General features: G+C 72.1%; 16 protein-coding genes. 3 read left to right on the top strand and 13 right to left on the bottom strand.

Features of this window, described 5'->3' with window-relative positions; all coding sequences use genetic code 11:
• Positions 1 to 165 precede the first annotated feature (165 nt).
• Entirely contained in the window at positions 166 to 1,143 is a 978-nt protein-coding gene (locus OG562_RS30265) for a 2-hydroxyacid dehydrogenase (protein ID WP_266403469.1), read from the bottom strand.
• 76 nt (positions 1,144 to 1,219) lie between these two features.
• On the opposite strand from OG562_RS30265, the gene OG562_RS30260 reads away from it, so the two are divergent.
• Together OG562_RS30260 and OG562_RS30255 are read left to right on the top strand one after the other, a co-directional pair.
• Positions 1,220 to 2,218 carry an aldo/keto reductase gene (locus OG562_RS30260; RefSeq protein ID WP_266403466.1) on the top strand — a complete coding sequence of 333 codons (999 nt, stop codon included), beginning with the start codon at positions 1,220 to 1,222 and terminating at the stop codon, positions 2,216 to 2,218.
• 188 nt (positions 2,219 to 2,406) lie between these two features.
• The gene (locus OG562_RS30255; RefSeq protein WP_266403464.1) at positions 2,407 to 3,579 is read left to right on the top strand and encodes a sorbosone dehydrogenase family protein; all 1,173 of its coding nucleotides are present in this window, start codon (positions 2,407 to 2,409) and stop codon (positions 3,577 to 3,579) included.
• A 5-nt stretch (positions 3,580 to 3,584) separates the two neighbouring features.
• Here the strand turns inward: OG562_RS30255 and OG562_RS30250 are convergent, their stop codons facing one another.
• From OG562_RS30250 to OG562_RS30195, 12 genes are all read right to left on the bottom strand, one after another.
• A complete protein-coding gene (locus tag OG562_RS30250; protein WP_266403461.1) occupies positions 3,585 to 3,842 on the bottom strand; it encodes a type II toxin-antitoxin system RelE/ParE family toxin in 258 nt (85 codons plus the stop codon).
• Positions 3,843 to 3,868: 26 nt separating this feature from the next.
• The gene (locus OG562_RS30245; RefSeq protein WP_266403458.1) at positions 3,869 to 6,898 is read right to left on the bottom strand and encodes a helix-turn-helix transcriptional regulator; all 3,030 of its coding nucleotides are present in this window, start codon (positions 6,896 to 6,898) and stop codon (positions 3,869 to 3,871) included.
• Positions 6,899 to 7,023: 125 nt separating this feature from the next.
• Positions 7,024 to 7,254: a hypothetical protein gene (locus OG562_RS30240; protein ID WP_266403456.1), complete on the bottom strand. Its 231-nt coding sequence runs from the start codon at positions 7,252 to 7,254 to the stop codon at positions 7,024 to 7,026.
• A gap of 202 nt (positions 7,255 to 7,456) precedes the next feature.
• Positions 7,457 to 8,083, bottom strand: coding sequence for a hypothetical protein (locus OG562_RS30235; RefSeq protein WP_266403454.1), 627 nt, complete (start codon positions 8,081 to 8,083; stop codon positions 7,457 to 7,459).
• 36 nt (positions 8,084 to 8,119) lie between these two features.
• On the bottom strand, positions 8,120 to 8,695 hold the full coding sequence (locus OG562_RS30230) for a GNAT family N-acetyltransferase (RefSeq protein WP_266403451.1): 576 nt from the start codon (positions 8,693 to 8,695) through the stop codon (positions 8,120 to 8,122).
• Positions 8,673 to 10,928, bottom strand: a complete 2,256-nt coding sequence (locus tag OG562_RS30225; RefSeq protein ID WP_266403449.1) for an MMPL family transporter — start codon at positions 10,926 to 10,928, stop codon at positions 8,673 to 8,675. The genes OG562_RS30230 and OG562_RS30225 overlap by 23 nt, the downstream gene beginning before the upstream one ends.
• Before the next feature lie 194 nt (positions 10,929 to 11,122).
• On the bottom strand, positions 11,123 to 11,434 hold the full coding sequence (locus tag OG562_RS30220) for a hypothetical protein (RefSeq protein ID WP_266403446.1): 312 nt from the start codon (positions 11,432 to 11,434) through the stop codon (positions 11,123 to 11,125).
• 86 nt (positions 11,435 to 11,520) lie between these two features.
• Positions 11,521 to 13,035 (bottom strand): Asp-tRNA(Asn)/Glu-tRNA(Gln) amidotransferase subunit GatB, encoded by a 1,515-nt coding sequence (gene gatB, locus OG562_RS30215; protein WP_266403444.1) that lies wholly within the window; start codon positions 13,033 to 13,035, stop codon positions 11,521 to 11,523.
• Between the two features lie 15 nt (positions 13,036 to 13,050).
• Positions 13,051 to 13,290 carry a hypothetical protein gene (locus OG562_RS30210; protein WP_266403441.1) on the bottom strand — a complete coding sequence of 80 codons (240 nt, stop codon included), beginning with the start codon at positions 13,288 to 13,290 and terminating at the stop codon, positions 13,051 to 13,053.
• Positions 13,287 to 14,789, bottom strand: a complete 1,503-nt coding sequence (gene gatA / locus OG562_RS30205) for an Asp-tRNA(Asn)/Glu-tRNA(Gln) amidotransferase subunit GatA (protein WP_266403440.1) — start codon at positions 14,787 to 14,789, stop codon at positions 13,287 to 13,289. Before gatA ends, OG562_RS30210 begins: the two co-directional genes overlap by 4 nt.
• Before the next feature lie 6 nt (positions 14,790 to 14,795).
• Positions 14,796 to 15,092, bottom strand: a complete 297-nt coding sequence (gatC, locus tag OG562_RS30200) for an Asp-tRNA(Asn)/Glu-tRNA(Gln) amidotransferase subunit GatC (protein WP_018531282.1) — start codon at positions 15,090 to 15,092, stop codon at positions 14,796 to 14,798.
• 294 nt (positions 15,093 to 15,386) lie between these two features.
• On the bottom strand, positions 15,387 to 15,758 hold the full coding sequence (locus tag OG562_RS30195) for a DUF4267 domain-containing protein (RefSeq protein WP_266403432.1): 372 nt from the start codon (positions 15,756 to 15,758) through the stop codon (positions 15,387 to 15,389).
• A 109-nt stretch (positions 15,759 to 15,867) separates the two neighbouring features.
• Here OG562_RS30195 and OG562_RS30190 point away from each other — a divergent pair, with 109 nt between their 5' ends.
• Positions 15,868 to 16,452, top strand: a complete 585-nt coding sequence (locus OG562_RS30190; protein ID WP_266403431.1) for a TetR/AcrR family transcriptional regulator — start codon at positions 15,868 to 15,870, stop codon at positions 16,450 to 16,452.
• The last annotated feature ends 250 nt before the right edge of the window (positions 16,453 to 16,702 follow it).

Here is a 16,702-nt window from a genome sequence, read left to right as displayed (position 1 = left end):
GGCGCCGAACGTGCGCGGCGCGCCCCTGTCGGGACGATACACCAGTCTCGTCACTCAGGGACATAGTTCCTCTACGCTCCGTGACGATCATCGGCATATGCGTACGGACCGCGTCCGGGGGACTGCGGAGGGTGCCTGAACCGGACTACAGGTCTGCCGTCGTCGTCACGGTCCGTCGGCCGTGCCCGTCGTAAGGATCACGTGGCGCAGCGGCTCCCGGTTCACGAAACGGCTCAACTGATCCGCCAACAGGCGCTTGGCGCGCGGCAGGAAGGCGGAGGTGGGTCCGCCGACGTGGGGGCTGATCAGCACGCCGGGCGCGTGCCACAACGGGTGGCCCGGGGGCAGGGGTTCGGGGTCGGTGACGTCCAGGGCGGCCGTGAGGCGGCCGCTCTCCAGCTCGGCCAGCAGCGCCTTGGTGTCGACGACCGGGCCGCGTGCGACGTTGACCAGCAGGGCGCCGTCCTTCATGCGGGCCAGGAACTCGGCGTCCACCAGGCCGCGGGTGGTGTCGTTGAGGGGCGTCGACAGGATGACGACGTCCGCTTCGGGGAGCAGGGCGGCCAGTTCGGTGAACGGATGCACGGGCCCGCGCTCCGTCGTGCGCTGGGAGCGCGCGACGCGCGCCACCCGCGCGACCTCGAACGGCACGAGCCGGTCCTCGATGGCCGCGCCGATCGCCCCGTAGCCGACGACGAGGACGCTCTTGTCGGCCAGCGCCGGGTGGAACTCGGTCTGCCACCGCTCCTGTTGCTGCCCCCGCACGAACTCGGGGATCCCGCGCAGGGCGGCCAGGGTCAGGGTGAGCGCGAGCTCGGCGGTGCTCGCCTCGTGCACCCCGCGCGCGTTGCACAGCCGGACGCCGTCAGGGAGGTCCGCCAGCCGCCCGGTGATGTCGTCGACGCCGGCGGTGAGCGTCTGCACGAGCCGGAGGCCGCGCATCTCCCGCAGCGGCCGCACCTTCACGTCCTGCCGCTTCATGTACGGCACCACGTACACGGCGCAGCGCGCGGGGTCGCCGGGGAACGGCTGGTCCCCGGCCTCTCCCCCGTCCCAGAACAGGTAGTCGAGGCCCGGCGGAAGGCCGTCGATCTCGTCGGGCGGGATGGGCAGCCATACGTCTCGGGGCGTGTCGAAGGTCATGGTCAGGAGGCTATGTGCTGCACGCGCGTGTGCAGAGGTTAGGTTGGGGGGTCGGGAGAGAGAGGGTCACGAGCAGGTGGAGCGCAGGACGATCGGCGCGGGGGCGCTCGCGGTGGGGGCCGTCGGACTCGGGTGCATGCCGATGAGCTGGGGCTACAGCGGGTCCCGGCGACGGGGCGACGAATCCCTCAGGGCGGTGCACCGGGCGCTGGATCTGGGCTCGTCCCTGCTGGACACCGCCGACATGTACGGCCCGTTCACCAACGAGCTGCTGGTGGGGCGGGCGTTGAAGGAGCGGCGCGAGGACGCGTTCGTGTCGACGAAGGTCGGCCTCCTCGTGGGCGAGCAGCACATCGTGGCCAACGGCCGTCCCGGGTATGTGAAACGGGCCTGCGACGCGTCGCTGCGGCGACTGCAGACGGAGGTCATCGACCTCTACCAGCTGCACCGCGCCGACCCCGAGGTCCCGGTCGAGGAGACCTGGGGCGCGATGGCCGAGCTCGTACAGGCGGGCAAGGTGCGGGCGTTGGGGCTGTGCGCGGTGGGCGCGCGGGGCGGCCGACGCACGAGCGGGCGGCTGTACGACCCGACGATCAGGCAGCTGCAACGCGTCCAGCAGGTCTTCCCGGTGAGCGCGGTGGAGGCGGAGCTGTCCGTGTGGTCGCCGGAGGCGCTGGACGCCCTGCTGCCGTGGTGCGCCGCGCGCGGGGTCGGCTTCCTGGCGGCGATGCCGCTCGGCAACGGCTTCCTCACCGGCACGCTGACCCCGGGCGAGGGCTTCGAACCGGACGACATGCGCGCCCGGCACCCCCGTTTCACCGCCGAGATGATGGCCGCGAACCAGCCGATCGTGGCCGGGCTGCGCCGGGTGGCGGCCCGGCACGGGGAAGGGGCGACGGCCGCGCAGGTGGCGCTGGCGTGGGTGCTGGCGCAGGGCCGGCACGTGGTGGCGGTGCCGGGGTCCAAGCAGGAGCGGTGGGCGACGGAGAACGCGGGGGCGGCCGGACTGCGGCTGAGCGCGCGGGACCTGGCCGAGGTGGCGGAGCTGCCCGGGGCACAGGGATCGTGGGAGTGAGCGCCGGTCGAGTGGCGGGTGAGCGGCGGGTGCCTGCCGGGTGAGTGCCGCTTTCGGGTCGGATCGGCGGTGATCGGGAACCCCTGGGGCGCGTGCCGCGTAGGACAGGGGGAAGCCGCCGCTGGAACCGCCGCGTCGAAGGGTCGTCGAAGGGACGAGGGGTTGTCGAGGGGACGAGGGAAGGGACCATGATCGTGCACCGTCGAACCGTGTCCGCCGTGTTGGCCGTGCTGGCCGCGAACGCCCTCCTGCTGACGGCCGGCTGCTCCTCCGACGGCGGAGGGTCGGCGGACGGCGGCGCCGACGCGTCCCCGAGCGGAGCGACGTCGGCGGCGTCCTCCCCGTCCGCCGAGGAGACCCCGCCGGCCAAGGGCGCGGTGACGGTGGTGCGCACGGTCGCCGAGGGCCTGAACACCCCGTGGGGCCTCGCCCCGCTCCCCGAGGGCGGCCTGCTGGTCGCCTCCCGCGACCAGGGGACGATCACGCTCGTCGACGAGAAGACGGGCGAGAAGACCGAGCTGGGCGAAGTGGCGGGCGTCTCGGCGGCCGGCGAGGGCGGCCTCCTGGGCCTCGCCCTCTCCCCCGACTACGCCTCGGACCACATGATCTACGCGTACTTCACGTCGGCCTCCGACAACCGGATCGTCCGCGTGATCTACGACCCGAAGCGGCCCGCGGGCGATCAGCTGGGTGCGCCGGACACCGTGTTCAAGGGCATCCCCAAGGGCATGATCCACAACGGCGGCCGGATCGCCTTCGGCCCGGACGGGATGCTCTACGCGGGCACGGGCGAGAGCGGCGATCGGGGGCTGGCCCAGGACAAGAAGTCCCTCGGAGGCAAGATCCTGCGGCTGACCCCCGAGGGCGAACCGGCCCCGGGCAACCCGTTCCCGGACTCCCCGGTGTACTCGTACGGCCATCGCAATGTGCAGGGGCTGGCCTGGGACTCCAAGCAGCGGCTGTTCGCCTCGGAGTTCGGCCAGGACACCTGGGACGAGCTGAACGCGATCGTGCCAGGCGCGGACTACGGCTGGCCGAATGCAGAGGGCGCGTCCGACGACGCGAAGTACCGCGATCCGATAGCCCAGTGGCACACCGACGACGCCTCCCCCAGCGGCATCGCCTACGCCGAGGGCTCGATCTGGATGGCGGGCCTCAAGGGCCAGCGCCTGTGGCGCATCCCCCTGAAGGGCACGACCGCCTCCGCGGACCCGCAGTCCTTCCTCCAGGGCGAGTACGGCCGACTGCGCACGGTCGTCTCGGCGGGCGGCGACAGACTCTGGGTCACCACCAGCAACACGGACGGCCGGGGAGCCCCGAAGAAGGACGACGACCGGATCCTGGAACTGAAGGTGAGCTGAGCGGCCTACTCGTCGAGGAGGGACTGGTCGAGGATCGCCACGGACACCAGGATCAGAAAGGCCCGGTGGACCATGTAGTCGACGGTCAGCCCCGGGGAGACGGACACGACGCGGATGTCCTCGCCGCTCACTGCCTGCGACACCGGCGTGTACGGGTCCTCGGCGAGCTTCAGCAGACCGCGTTCCAAGAGCTTGCGCCGATCCTCGGGCAGCGTGTCGCGCTGTGCTGCCGCACGTTCGGTGAATTCGATCTGGTACAACACGGCTCCTCCCTTGTGGTCTGTGCCCATTATCGCGCGATCAGCCGGTCCTCGGCCCCCGCCGGGAACAATCCCAGCCGGTGGGCCATGGCCGCCGCCTCTCCGCGGCCGGAGACGTTCAGTTTGGCGAGGATGTTGGAGACGTGGACGCTCGCTGTCTTGGGGGAGATGAAGAGTTCCTCGGCTATCTGGCGGTTGGTGCGGCCGGCGGAGACCAGACGGAGGACGTCGTGTTCGCGGCTGGTCAGGCCGAGGGACTCCAGGGGGGCGACGGGGGCGGGGGCCAGGGAGAGGCGGGCGCGGCGGGCGAGGAGGGCGACCTCGTCGGCGAGCGGGCGGGCGCCCAGGTGGTCGGCGACGGCGTGGGCGAGGCGCAGCAGTTCGGCGGCGCGGTCGCGGTCGTCGCCGCCGTCGGCCGAGAGGAGCGCCTCGGCCAGGCGGCGCCGGACGCGGGCGAGGTCGTAGGGGCGTTCCAGGCGTTCGAAGGCGGCGACGACCTCGGACCAGTCCTCCGGGTCGGTACGGCCCTGCGCGCGCAGGAGTTCGGCGCGCACCCAGCGTTCGTGGGCCTGCCAGACGGGGACGATCGTGGCGAGCTGTCCGGCGGCCCCGCGGATGCGTTCCAGCAGCTCGGCGGGGGATCGCGTACCGGAGTCGGCCTCGGCGGCGGCCCCGGCGAGCAGCAGGGGCCAGGCGTAGCGCTGGGCGCCGGGCGGGAAGCCGTGGTCGAGGACGCGTTCGAGGTCGGCCCGGGCGTCCAGGGGACGGCCCTGGACCGCGGCGAGTCCGATGGCGAGGCGGACTAGGGGGAAATGGTGCTGGGGGGCGCGTTCGTGGGAGCCGAAGAAGCCCTGGGCCGCGGCCAGTCGGCCGGCGGCCTCGGAGAGGTCGCCACGGGCCAGCGCGAGTTCGGCGCACAGGGTGGCGTGGACGCCGCGGACCACCATGCCCTGGCCGACCCGCCCGGCGGTGCAGGCGCGGTCGGCCTCGTCCCAACGGCCCAGGGAGAGGAGGGACTCGGCGAGGTTGCCCCACACCCAGGCCTTGGTGTCGGGCACGCCGTCGCGCTGCGCGAAGGCCAGGCCCTCCTCCAGGATCGGCACGGCCTCCCGGGAGCGGCCGACCGCCTCCAGCTGGGAGGGCAGGTTGACGTAGGCGTCGAGCGCCACGGCGGGGAAGCGCTCGGCGAGCGCGCGGTCCTTGACGTCGTGCAGCTCCCTGAGGCCGGCCTCGATGTGGCCGGCGTCGACCATGAGGTTGCCCAGGACCTGGCGGGCGTTGAGCTCGGTCTCGCGGGCGCCGACCAGTCGGGCGTACTCCACGGCGCGCTCGGCGGCGGCGTAGGCGTCGGGGCCGGCGGCGTGGACCATGGACCAGTTGGCGGCGTGGGCGAGCACGTCGGCGTGCACCTCGCTGGGCGGCAGGCCGCGCACCAGGTCCTGCGCGGCGGCCAGTTCCTCGCGGCCGCTGCCCCGGCCCAGGGCGTGGACCAGCTGGCCGCGCTGCACCCAGAACCAGGCGGAGCGCAGAGGGTCGGACTCGTCCTGGAGCAGTCGCAGCGCCCGCTTGGTGATCTTCAACGCGCGTTCGCGCTCCCCGCACAGGCGGCCGGCGACGGCGGCCTCGGCCATGAGGTCGAGGTAGTGCAGCGGGGTGGTGGCGGGGTCGCAGCCGCACGGAGGGTAGACCTCGGTGTAGTCGACCGGGCGCAGCCGGGACCGTACGTCCTCGGGGGCGGTGTCCCATAGCTCCATCGCCCGTTCCAGGAGCCGTAGTTGCTCGCTGTGGGCGCGTCGGGAGCGGGCCGCGACGGAGGCGTCGAGGACGGCCGGGAGCGCCTTGGCCGGGTCGTGGGCGTGGTACCAGTAGCTGGCCAGCCGCATGACGCGCTCGTCGGCGGGGACCAGCGTCGGGTCGCTCTGGAGGGCCTCGGCGTAGCGGCGGTTGAGGCGGGAGCGTTCGCCGGGCAGCAGGTCGTCGCTCACGGCCTCGCGGACCAGGGAGTGCCGGAAGCGGTAGCCGTCGCCGTCGGGGGTGGCGAGCAGGAGGTTGGCGTTCACGGCGGCCCGCAGCGCCTCGATGAGGTCGTCCTCGGTGAGCCGGGCCACGGCGGCCAGCAGCCGGTACTCGACGGTGGAGCCGCCCTCGGCGACGATCCGGGCGACGCTCTGGGCGCGTTCGGGCAGCGCCTCGACGCGGACGAGCAGCAGGTCCCGCAGCGAGTCGGTGAGGCCGGTGCAGCAGCCCTCGTGGGCGGCGACGGCGAGTTCCTCGACGAAGAAGGCGTTGCCGTCGGAGCGTTCGAAGATGTCGTCGACCTGGTCGGGGGCGGGTTCGGCGGCGAGGATGCCGGCGATCTGACGGCAGACCTCGTCGCGGGTGAGGCGGTCCAGTTCGAGGCGCCGCACGGTGCGCAGCCGGTCGAGTTCGGCGAGCAGGGGGCGCAGCGGGTGGCGGCGGTGGATGTCGTCGGCGCGGTAGGTGGCGAGGACGACGAGACGGCCGGTGCGCAGGGTGCGCAGCAGGTAGGACAGGAGGTGGCGGGTGGAGGCGTCGGCCCAGTGCAGGTCCTCCAGGGCGACGACGACCGTGCGGTCGGCGGCGACGTGCTCCAGGAGCCGGGCGGTGAGCTCGAAGAGGCGGGCCATGCCCTCTTCCTCGGGGCGGCCGGGGCCGCGGGCGGTCAGGGCGGTCAGGGTCTCGCCGAGTTCGGGCAGGAGCCGGGCGAGTTCCTCCTCCTGGCCGGCCGCGGCGGCGGCCAGTTCGTCCGGCAGGGCGCGGCGCAGGGCGCGCAGGGCGGTGGAGAACGCGGCGAACGGCAGCCCGTCGGCGCCGATCTCGACACATCCGCCGAGCGCGACGACGGCGCCCCGGCGGCAGGCGGCCGCGGCGAACTCCTCGACGAGCCTGGTCTTGCCGACCCCTGCCTCGCCGCCGATCAGAATCGCCTGGGGCTCTCCCGCGGCGGCGCGGGTGAGGGCGTCGTTCAGGTTGTCCAACTCGTCGGCACGACCGACGAAGACGGGACTGACGGACCTGGTCTCCACGGGGGCGAGCATCGCACAGCGGCCCGACCCCGCCCCAGCGGATATAGCCGAGGGCAGAGCCGGGACCGGGATCCCCGGGTGCGGGCGGCCGTCCCCCGTGCGGCCGCCCGCCTGCCCTCCCGCTCGCCCTCCCCCGGTCATGCCGGTCGGGCGAACCGGGCGAACCTCGACCGGGGGGAGCGGCGACTGTGCGGGTCGCTCTCGGCGGCGTCGCCGTCCGAGCGTCCGGCGGTGCGGCCCGCGGCGCTTTCGGCGGCCTCGCGGCGGGCGGCGCGGCGGGTGCGGACGGCCTCGCGGGCCAGCCGCTCGTGCTCGGCCCGGCGGATCAGCTCGGCGGAACGGGCCTGCTGGAGCTCGTACTCGTACATGGTGGGTCCCCTGAAGTCTGGAGTTCCGTGGTTCTGGCTTCGCTCGGTGCGATGCCTCAACCTTCGTCTCGCAGGGGGGTGCGCCACATCGGGAGCATGCCGCATCTTCGGCGGCGGGCGGGGCCTTAGACGCGCGTGAGGGGCCTCAGGCCGGCCGTAAGGTGCTTACGGTCGACCTAAGGCCCCTCGTGACCTGCGGGTCTCAGCTTGCCGAGGGCAGGCCGAGCAGGGCGTCGGTGTACTTGAGCACGGCCAGGAGCAGGCCGATGACGCCGAGCGCCACGCCGGCCCAGGCGACGGACTTGATCCAGGGGGCCTGGGGCCTGGCCGGGGCGCCGAAGGCGGGGCGGGCCAGGACGACGACGCCGATGATCAGCGCGGTCAGCGCGAACAGGCCGGCCCACAGCGCGGTGGTCTGCCAGGCGTCGCCGTAGACCTCCTTGATCTGGGTCGCGACGCTCGCCGTGGACGACGTCTGCAACTGGCCGACGAGCGTCTCGCGCGCGGCGGCGACGGTGCCGATCCAGCCGCCGGTCAGCGACACGACGCCGAGCGCGGCGGAGACGACGGCTCCCGCGCCCTGGCCGACCCCGGTGGGACCGTCCGTCGTGCCGTCGCTCTCCGCCGCGAGGAGCTCGTCGTCGTCCTCGATGTCGTCGTCGGCAGCGGCAGCGGCAGCGTCCGACTCGTTCTCCGCGTCGCTCCCGGCCTCGGTGACCTCGGTGGCCTCGTCCGACGCGTCGGTCTTCGTGACGTCCACCGTCTCCTCGTCGCGCTTCGCCTCGGCGCCGGTCTCTGCGCCGGCCTCGTCAACAGTCTTGGTTCCCATAACCCCGCACCGTACGGACGCTCTCTGAGAGGTCCCTTAATGATCGTTGTGAGCGGCACGCGCGCGTGCGTCGCGCCACTCCTGGGCCAGCACGGACCAGATCTCGAGGTCGTGCCGGACCCCACCATAGGGGTGCGCCTCGCGCTGCACACCGTCGCGGGTCATCCCCAGTCGCCGGGCGACGTTCAGGCTGGGCTGGTTCCCCGAGGCGGCTATCCACTCGATCCGGTGCATTCCACGCTGCTCGACGGCGAAGTCGATGAGCACGCGCATGGCCCTCGTGACCAGGCCGCGGCCGGTGCCGGCGGGCTCCAGCCAGCAGCCGACCTCGCAGTTCCCGCGCTCCGCGTCGAAGTTGAGGAAGAGCACACCGCCCACGAGCGTCCCGTCCAGCCACAGGCCGTGCAGGGAGCCGGTGTCGGCGGCGCGCAGATCGGCGTACCGCTGGAGCAGGGCGCGGGCGGAGGCCATGTCCGTCTCCTTCGACCCGAAGGAGATGTACTGCTGGATGAAGCCCCGGCCCCGGTCGAGATGCGCGAGGAACTCCTCCGCGTGCCAGGGCTCCAGGGGACGCAGTTCGGCTCCGTCGTCACCCAGCGATATCGCGTACATCCGGCTGTCGCTCCTTCTCCAGTTCCGCCACGACCTCGGTGAGCCTCTCATGGGCGGCGCGGCACTCGGGAGGCTCGATGCTGATGCGCGGCAGGCACCGGTCCAGCCGGCGCGGCAGCCACCAGTTGGCGGCGCCCAGCAGATGCATCAGCGCGGGCACCAGCAGCGTACGCAGGACGAAGGCGTCGAGGGTGACGGCGGCGGCCAGCGCGATGCCGAACATGGCGATCACCCGGTCGCCGCTGAGGACGAAGGCGAGGAAGACCGAGATCATGATGACCGCGGCGGAGTTGATCACCCGGCTGGTCTCGGCGAGGCCGACCCGGACGGCGCGCCGGTTGTCGCCGGTCTCCAGCCACTCCTCGTACATCCGGCTGACGAGGAAGACCTGGTAGTCCATGGAGAGCCCGAAGAGGACGGACACCATGATCACGGGGAGGAAGGGCTCGATCGGCCCGGCGCGGCCCAGGCCCAGCAGTTCGCTGCCCCAGCCCCATTGGAAGATCGCCACGACGACTCCGAAGGCGGCGGCGACGGCGGCGACGTTCATCACGGCGGCCTTCAGCGGTATGCCGACGGACCGGAAGGCGAGCAGGAGCAGCAGACAGCCCAGGCCGATGACGACGCCGACGAACAGCGGCAGCTTGCCGACGATGACGTCCGCGAAGTCGTCGTAGCCCGCCGTCACCCCGCCGACCTGCACGTCCAGGGAGGTGCCGGCCTCGGCGCGGGGCAGCACCTCGGTGCGCAGCCGTTCGACGAGGTCGCTGGTGCGCTGTGACTGCGGGGCGGAGTCCGGCACGACGGTGAGGTACGCGGTGTGTCCGCCGGAGTCGAAGGTCACCGGGGTCACCGACGCCACGCCCTCGGTGGTGCGCAGCGCTGCGTCGAGGTTGTCCAGGGCGAGCCGGTCCTCGGCGCCGTCGACGCGGGTGACCAGCGTCAGCGGGCCGTTCACGCCCGCGCCGAAGCTGCTCGCGAGGAGGTCGTAGGCCTGTCGGGTGGTCGTGGACTGCGGGTCGTTGCCCTGGTCGGAGGTGCCCAGGCGGAGGGAGAAGGTGGGCAGGGCGAGGACGGCGATGACGACGAGGGCCAGCGCGCCCAGCAGTTTGGGGTGGCGCTCCACGAACGCCGACCAGCGGGCGGCGAACCCGGTCGGCAGCTCCGGTCCGGGCCCGTGCTCGGCGAGCCGGCGCCGTTCGCGGCGGCTGAGGGCGCGTGGGCCGATGAAGGACAGCAGGGCGGGCAGCAGGGTCACGGAGGCGGCGACCGTGAGCACGACGGTCAGCGAGGCGGCGATCGCGACGCCGTTGAGGAAGCCGAGGCGCAGGATCAGCATGCCGAGCAGGGCGATGCACACCGTCGCGCCCGCGAAGACGACCGCGCGTCCGGTGGTGGCGACGGCGTTCGCGGCGGCCTCGGCGACCGACCGTCCCCGTTTCAGCCCGCGGCGGTGTCTGGTCACGATGAACAGGGCGTAGTCGATGCCGACGCCGAGGCCGATGAGCATGCCGAGCATGGGCGCGAAGTCGGCGACGGTCATGGCGTGCCCGAGGAGGACGATCCCGGCGTAGGCGGTGCCGACGCCGACCAGCGCGGTGGCGATGGGCAGCAGCGAGGCGAGAAGCGAGCCGAAGGCCAGGAACAGCACGACCGCGGCGACGACCACGCCGACGACCTCGGCGAGATGGCCGCCGGAGGACTCGGTGAGCCCGATCGCGGCGCCGCCCAGCTCGACCTGGAGCCCGTCGGATCCGACGGAGGCGTCGGAGGCGTCGGAGGCGTCGGCCCTGGCGGCGTCGACGACGGCCTGCGCCTGCGCCTTGTCGATGTCCTCGGCGCGGTCCTCGAAGGTGATCGTGGCGTACGCCGTGTGCCCGTCCTTGCTGATCCGCGCGGCGCCCTGGTCGTCGTAGGGCCCGGAGACCGAGGCGATGCCGGGCAGGTCGGCGATCTTCTCCAGGGCGCGGGTCATGGTCTGTTCGACGTCGGCGGCGCGGACGGTGCCCGACGCGGTGTGCCAGACGACGGTGTCGCTGTCGCCGCCGAGGTCCGGGAAGCCCTCCGCGAGCAGTTGGGCGGCGCGGCCGGACTCGGTGCCGGGGACCTCGTAGTCGTTGGAGTACGCCGAGCCGGTGACGACGGCGGCCGTGGCCGTGCCGCCGAGGGCGAGGAGCCAGAGCAGGACCGCGAGAAGGCGGTTGCGCACACACCATCGTGCAAGGGCTGCCACTGACGTGCTCCCGGGGTGAATTGTGGATCTTTGACCGGGAACAGCCGTACAAGAGCCGAACAGCCCGCAAAGAACGTATGAGCAATGTGGGCTCACTCTTACAGGCGTGAAAGATCGTTTGACGCGTTCGTGCGTCTTTTCACATGAGTGGGAGGCAGATCACAGGACAATAACGACGATGGTGTCAGGCCACGTCAGTCCAGCTGGTCGCCGAACGCCATCACCATCACTCCGGCGATGAGCAGCCACAGGGCGCGCCGGGTACGGCCGCGGGAGCCCAGCAGCGCGGCGAGGGCGCAGACGGCGGCGCCGAGGGCGTAGGCCGCCGGGACGAGAACCGGGGCGGTGCCGGTGAGGCGCATCAGGGACGCGGCGAGACCGGCGAGGGTGAGCAGGGCGCCGGCGCCGGTCGCCGTCCAGCGGGCCCGGCGGGCGTCCTGCGTGCCGTACTCCTCGTCCGGGTCCTCTATGTCGCTGTGGGGGTCGGAGTCGGTTCGTGCACTCATGGCGGGCGAGCGTAGCGCCTCCGGCTGAGAGACGGCGAAGGGGTGCACCGGCGAGCGGCGCACCCCTTGCGCGGACATTCCGGATATCAGCCCTCGCTGACGCCCAGTTTCTCCAGGATGAGCTCCTTGACACGGGCCGCGTCGGCCTGCCCGCGGGTGGCCTTCATCACGGCGCCGACCAGAGCGCCGGCCGCGGCGACCTTGCCGCCACGGATCTTGTCGGCGATGCCCGGGTTGCCGGCGATGGCCTCCTCGACGGCCGTGCCGAGCGCCGAGTCGTCCGATACGACCTTCAGCCCGCGCTTGACGACGACCTCGTCCGGGGTGCCCTCGCCCGCGAGGACGCCCTCGATGACCTGGCGGGCCAGCTTGTCGTTCAGGTCGCCGGAGCTCACCAGCTCGGTGACCCGGGCGACCTGCTCCGGCGTGATCGCCAGCTCGTCCAGCGCCTTGGCCGACTCGTTGGCGCTGCGCGCCAGTTCGCCCATCCACCACTTGCGGGCGGACGCGGCGTCCGCGCCGGCGTCGATCGTGGCGACGATCGGGTCCAGCGCGCCGGCGTTGAGGATCGACTGCATGTCGAGGGCCGAGATGCCCCACTCGGCGACCAGCCGGTTGCGGCGGGCCAGCGGAAGCTCCGGCAGACCGCCGCGGATCTCCTCGACCCACGCGCGGGAGGGGGCCACCGGCACCAGGTCCGGCTCGGGGAAGTACCGGTAGTCCTCGGCCTCCTCCTTCACGCGGCCCGAGGTCGTCGACCCGGTGTCCTCGTGGAAGTGGCGGGTCTCCTGGATGATCGTGCCGCCCGCGTTCAGCACGGCCGCGTGCCGCTGGATCTCGAAGCGGGCCGCGCGCTCCACGGACCGCAGCGAGTTCACGTTCTTCGTCTCGGACCGCGTGCCGAACTTCTCCCGGCCGTGCGGACGCAGCGACAGGTTCACGTCGCAGCGCATCTGGCCCATCTCCATCCGGGCCTCCGAGACGCCGAGCGCCTTGATGAGCTCGCGCAGCTCGGCGACGTACGCCTTGGCGACCTCGGGAGCGCGCTCGCCCGCGCCCTCGATCGGCTTGGTGACGATCTCGATCAGCGGGATGCCGGCGCGGTTGTAGTCCAGGAGCGAGTGCGAGGCGCCGTGGATACGGCCCGTCGCGCCGCCCACGTGGGTGGACTTGCCGGTGTCCTCCTCCATGTGGGCGCGCTCGATCTGCACCCGGAAGGTCTCGCCGTCCTCCAGCTGTACGTCGAGGTAGCCGTCGAAGGCGATCGGCTCGTCGTACTGGGAGGTCTGGAAGTTCTTCGGCATGTCCGGATAGAAGTAGTTCTTCCGGGCGAAGCGGCACCACTCGGCGATCTCGCAGTTCAGCGCGAGGCCGATCTTGATCGCCGACTCGATTCCGATCGCGTTGACGACCGGGAGCGCGCCGGGCAGGCCGAGGCAGGTCGGGCAGGTCTGCGTGTTGGCGTCCTGACCGAGTTCGGTCGAACAGCCGCAGAACATCTTGGTCTTGGTGCCGAGTTCGACATGGACCTCGAGGCCCATGACGGGGTCGTAGGTCGCCAGCGCGTCCTCGTACGACACCAGGTCGGTCGTGGTGGTCACGGTGAAACTTCCCTCTCAGCCCAGCAGGACGTCGTCGTCGCCCAGCCGCTTCAGCTCGCGGTACAGGATGGCGAGGCCGGTGACGATCGCGACCGCGGAGACGGTGGCGTCGACCAGCCGCAGCGTGTCCTGCTCGGCCCGGGCCTTCTTGATCTGCTTGGCGACGCCCAGCGCGCCGAAGGCGGTGGTGGCCATGGACAGGTACGTGCCGGACTTGGACTTCTTGAAGCCCTTGGCCTTGTTCAGTGCACTCACAGCGACGGTGCCTCCTCGAGGAGCGGGTGACCCCACCTTTCCACGAAGGCGGCCTCGACGGCGGCCCCGACCTTGTACAGCCTGTCGTCCTTCAGCGCCGGAGCGATGATCTGCAGGCCGACCGGGAGGTTGTCCTCCGGAGCGAGACCGCAGGGCAGCGACATGGCCGCGTTGCCCGCCAGGTTGGTCGGGATGGTGCACAGGTCGGCCAGGTACATCGCCATCGGGTCGTCGGCGCGCTCGCCGATCGCGAAGGCGGTGGTCGGCGTCGTCGGCGAGACGATCACGTCGACCTGCTCGAAGGCCTTCTCGAAGTCGCGCGTGATGAGCGTGCGGACCTTCTGCGCGGAGCCGTAGTACGCGTCGTAGTACCCGCTGGACAGGGCGTACGTGCCGAGGATGATGCGGCGCTTGACCTCGGGGCCGAAGCCCGCCTCACGGGTGAGGGAGGTGACCTCCTCGGCCGAGTGGGTTCCGTCGTCGCCCACGCGCGCGCCGTAACGGAGTCCGTCGAAGCGCGCCAGGTTGCTGGAGCACTCGGACGGCGCGATCAGGTAGTACGCCGACAGGGCGAGGTCGAAGGACGGACAGTCCAGCTCGACGATCTCCGCGCCCAGCTCCTTCAGCAGCGCGACGGACTCGTCGAACCGCTGGATGACGCCGGCCTGGTAGCCCTCGCCGCGGAACTGCTTGACGACGCCGACGCGCATCCCGTCGACGCTGCCGTTGCGGGCGGCCTCGACGACCGGCGGGACCGGGGCGTCGATGGAGGTGGAGTCCAGCGGGTCGTGCCCGGCGATGACCTCGTGCAGCAGCGCCGCGTCCAGGACCGTACGGGCGCAGGGCCCGCCCTGGTCCAGGGAGGAGGAGAAGGCGACCATGCCGTACCGGGAGACCGCGCCGTACGTCGGCTTCACGCCGACCGTGCCGGTGACGGCGGCCGGCTGACGGATGGAGCCGCCGGTGTCGGTGCCGATGGCGAGCGGGGCCTGGAAGGAGGCGAGCGCGGCGGAGGAGCCGCCGCCGGAGCCGCCGGGGATCTTGGTGAGGTCCCAGGGGTTGCCGGTCGGCCCGTAGGCGCTGTTCTCCGTGCTCGACCCCATGGCGAACTCGTCCATGTTGGTCTTGCCGAGGATGACGACGTCGGCGGCCTTGAGCCGCTTGGTGAGCGTCGCGTCGTACGGCGGGATCCAGCCCTCGAGGATCTTCGAGCCGACGGTCGTCGGGATGCCCTCGGTGGTGAAGATGTCCTTGAGCGCGAGCGGAACGCCGGCCAGGGGGCCGAGCTTCTCGCCCCGCGCCCGCTTCTCGTCGACGGCACGGGCCTGGGCGAGGGCGCCCTCGCGGTCGACGTGCAGGAAGGCGTGCACCTTCTCGTCGACGGCCTCGATCCGGGCCAGGTGGGCCTCGGTGACCTCGACGGCCGTGAGCTCGCCGGAGGCGATCTTCGCGGCGGTCTCGGCGGCGGTGAGCTTGATGATGGTGACGTTGTCCGTCATGACTTTCTAGTCCTCCCCCAGGATCTGCGGCACCTTGAAACGCTGCTGCTCCTGGGCCGGGGCGCCGGAGAGCGCCTGCTCGGGGGTGAGCGAGGGACGGACCTCGTCCGCCCGCATGACGTTCGTCAGCGGGAGCGGGTGCGAGGTCGGCGGTACGTCTTGGTCGGCGACCTCGCTGACGCGGGCGACCGCGCCGATGATGTCGTCCAGCTGTCCCGCGAAGTGGTCGAGCTCTTCGGGCTTCAGCTCCAGACGCGCCAGCCGGGCGAGGTGGGCGACCTCCTCGCGCGTGATGCCAGGCATGCAGCGTTCCTCTGGGGTGAGTGAAATGTGGTTTGGGGCCAATCCTAGGGGGCCTGGCCCTGTGACCGTGAAACGGTTTGCCCGGGGGTTGCCCAGGGGTTTGCCTACGGGAGCGCCTGGGAGTGCCTGGGAGTGCCCGGGGGTGCCGTTGCTCAGCGGCGCGCGTCCCAGGCCGCGCTCTGCAGGAAATGGTTGTCGTACAGCTCCCGAGGAGGTCGGCGTCCGAGCCGGGTACGACGGCGAAGGCGTGCGGCTTGCCCCGCGGGACGATGACCAGGTCGCCGGTGCGGCGTGTCAGACGGCGAACAGAAGTCCCGCGCTGATCAGCACAACGACCGCCGTGGCGAAGTGGATCCCGAAAGCGACGGCCTTCGTGCCGCCGTGGCGCAGGACTATCAGGGTGTCGAAGAGCGGGACCAGCGCGACGGCGAGCATGAACCAGGCCTCGGCGCGGGCGCCGACGAAGGCCAGCAGGGCCAGGCCCACCACTCCGAAGGTGCCGTCCCGCAGGCCCTTGACCGTGAGGTAGGCGCCGGCGTCGCCGTCCGGCCGGGCGGGGACGCCGTAGCCCGCGGCGGCGGGGGCCGGCTGGAACAGGAACCGATAGCCGAGGAACACGCAGAACAGGTCGAGCACGACGGCCAGGGTGTACGCGGTGACGGTCACGTCTCTACTCCTCTTGGTATTTTCCAGCGCTGATTTCTAGCAACGCTAGGGACAAGAGCGAAGCTAGCAGAGCATCGACAGGATGGCTAGCGATGCTAGAATCCGGAGCATGTCGATCCAGACGCGCCGGGAGCGCGAACGAGCGGAACGCGAACAGCTGATCGTCACGGCCGCACTGGAACTGGCGGAGACCGAGGGCTGGGACGCGGTGACGACCCGACGCCTCGCGGCCGAGATCGAGTACAGCCAGCCCGTCCTCTACAGCCACTTCAAGGGCAAGGACGCGATCATGGCGGCGGTCGCGGTGCAGGGCTGCGCCGAGCTGGCCGTGGAGCTGCGTGCGGCGCGCACCGCGGCGCAGGACGCGCGCGGGGCGTTGAAGGCGGTGGGCGAGGCGTACGCCGCCTTCGCCCGCCGTCGGCCGGCGTTGTACGACGCGATGTTCACCCACGCCGTGGACCTGCCGTTCGCCACGCCGGAGGCTCCGGCGGCGCTGTGGGCGGCCTTCAACGAGCTGCTGACGGCCGTGGAGCCGGCGGCGGCCGAGGGCGACGATCCGGGCCTGCTGACCGAGACGTACTGGGCCGGCCTGCACGGCCTGGTGACCCTGATGCGCAGCGGCCGACTACCTGAGCGAGCCCACGAACAACGACTGGAGCTGCTGATCGGCCACTTCACGGCGGGCGCCGGCTGAGGACGGCAGGCGTGAGTCGACGACGACGGCGGGCGCCGGCCGGGGCCGGGGCGCAAGCCGGAGGAACGGCAGGCGCCGGCTGAGCAACGGCGGGCGCAAGCCGGAGGCGCCGCTGACGTCGGCCGGAGGCGCGACGGCCGTCAGCCGGAGGAGGGGCAGGTGTCAGCCGAGGCCGCCAGGCATCAGCCGACAGACAGTCGGGGGCAACCGAGGCCAGCGGGCATGTGCCGAGGACGCGGGCGCACGCTGA

It is taken from the genome of Streptomyces sp. NBC_01275 (genome assembly GCF_026340655.1).
GTDB lineage: Bacteria > Actinomycetota > Actinomycetes > Streptomycetales > Streptomycetaceae > Streptomyces.
Note: the sequence above shows the minus strand (reverse complement) of the source record. Positions and strands in the feature narration are given on the sequence as shown.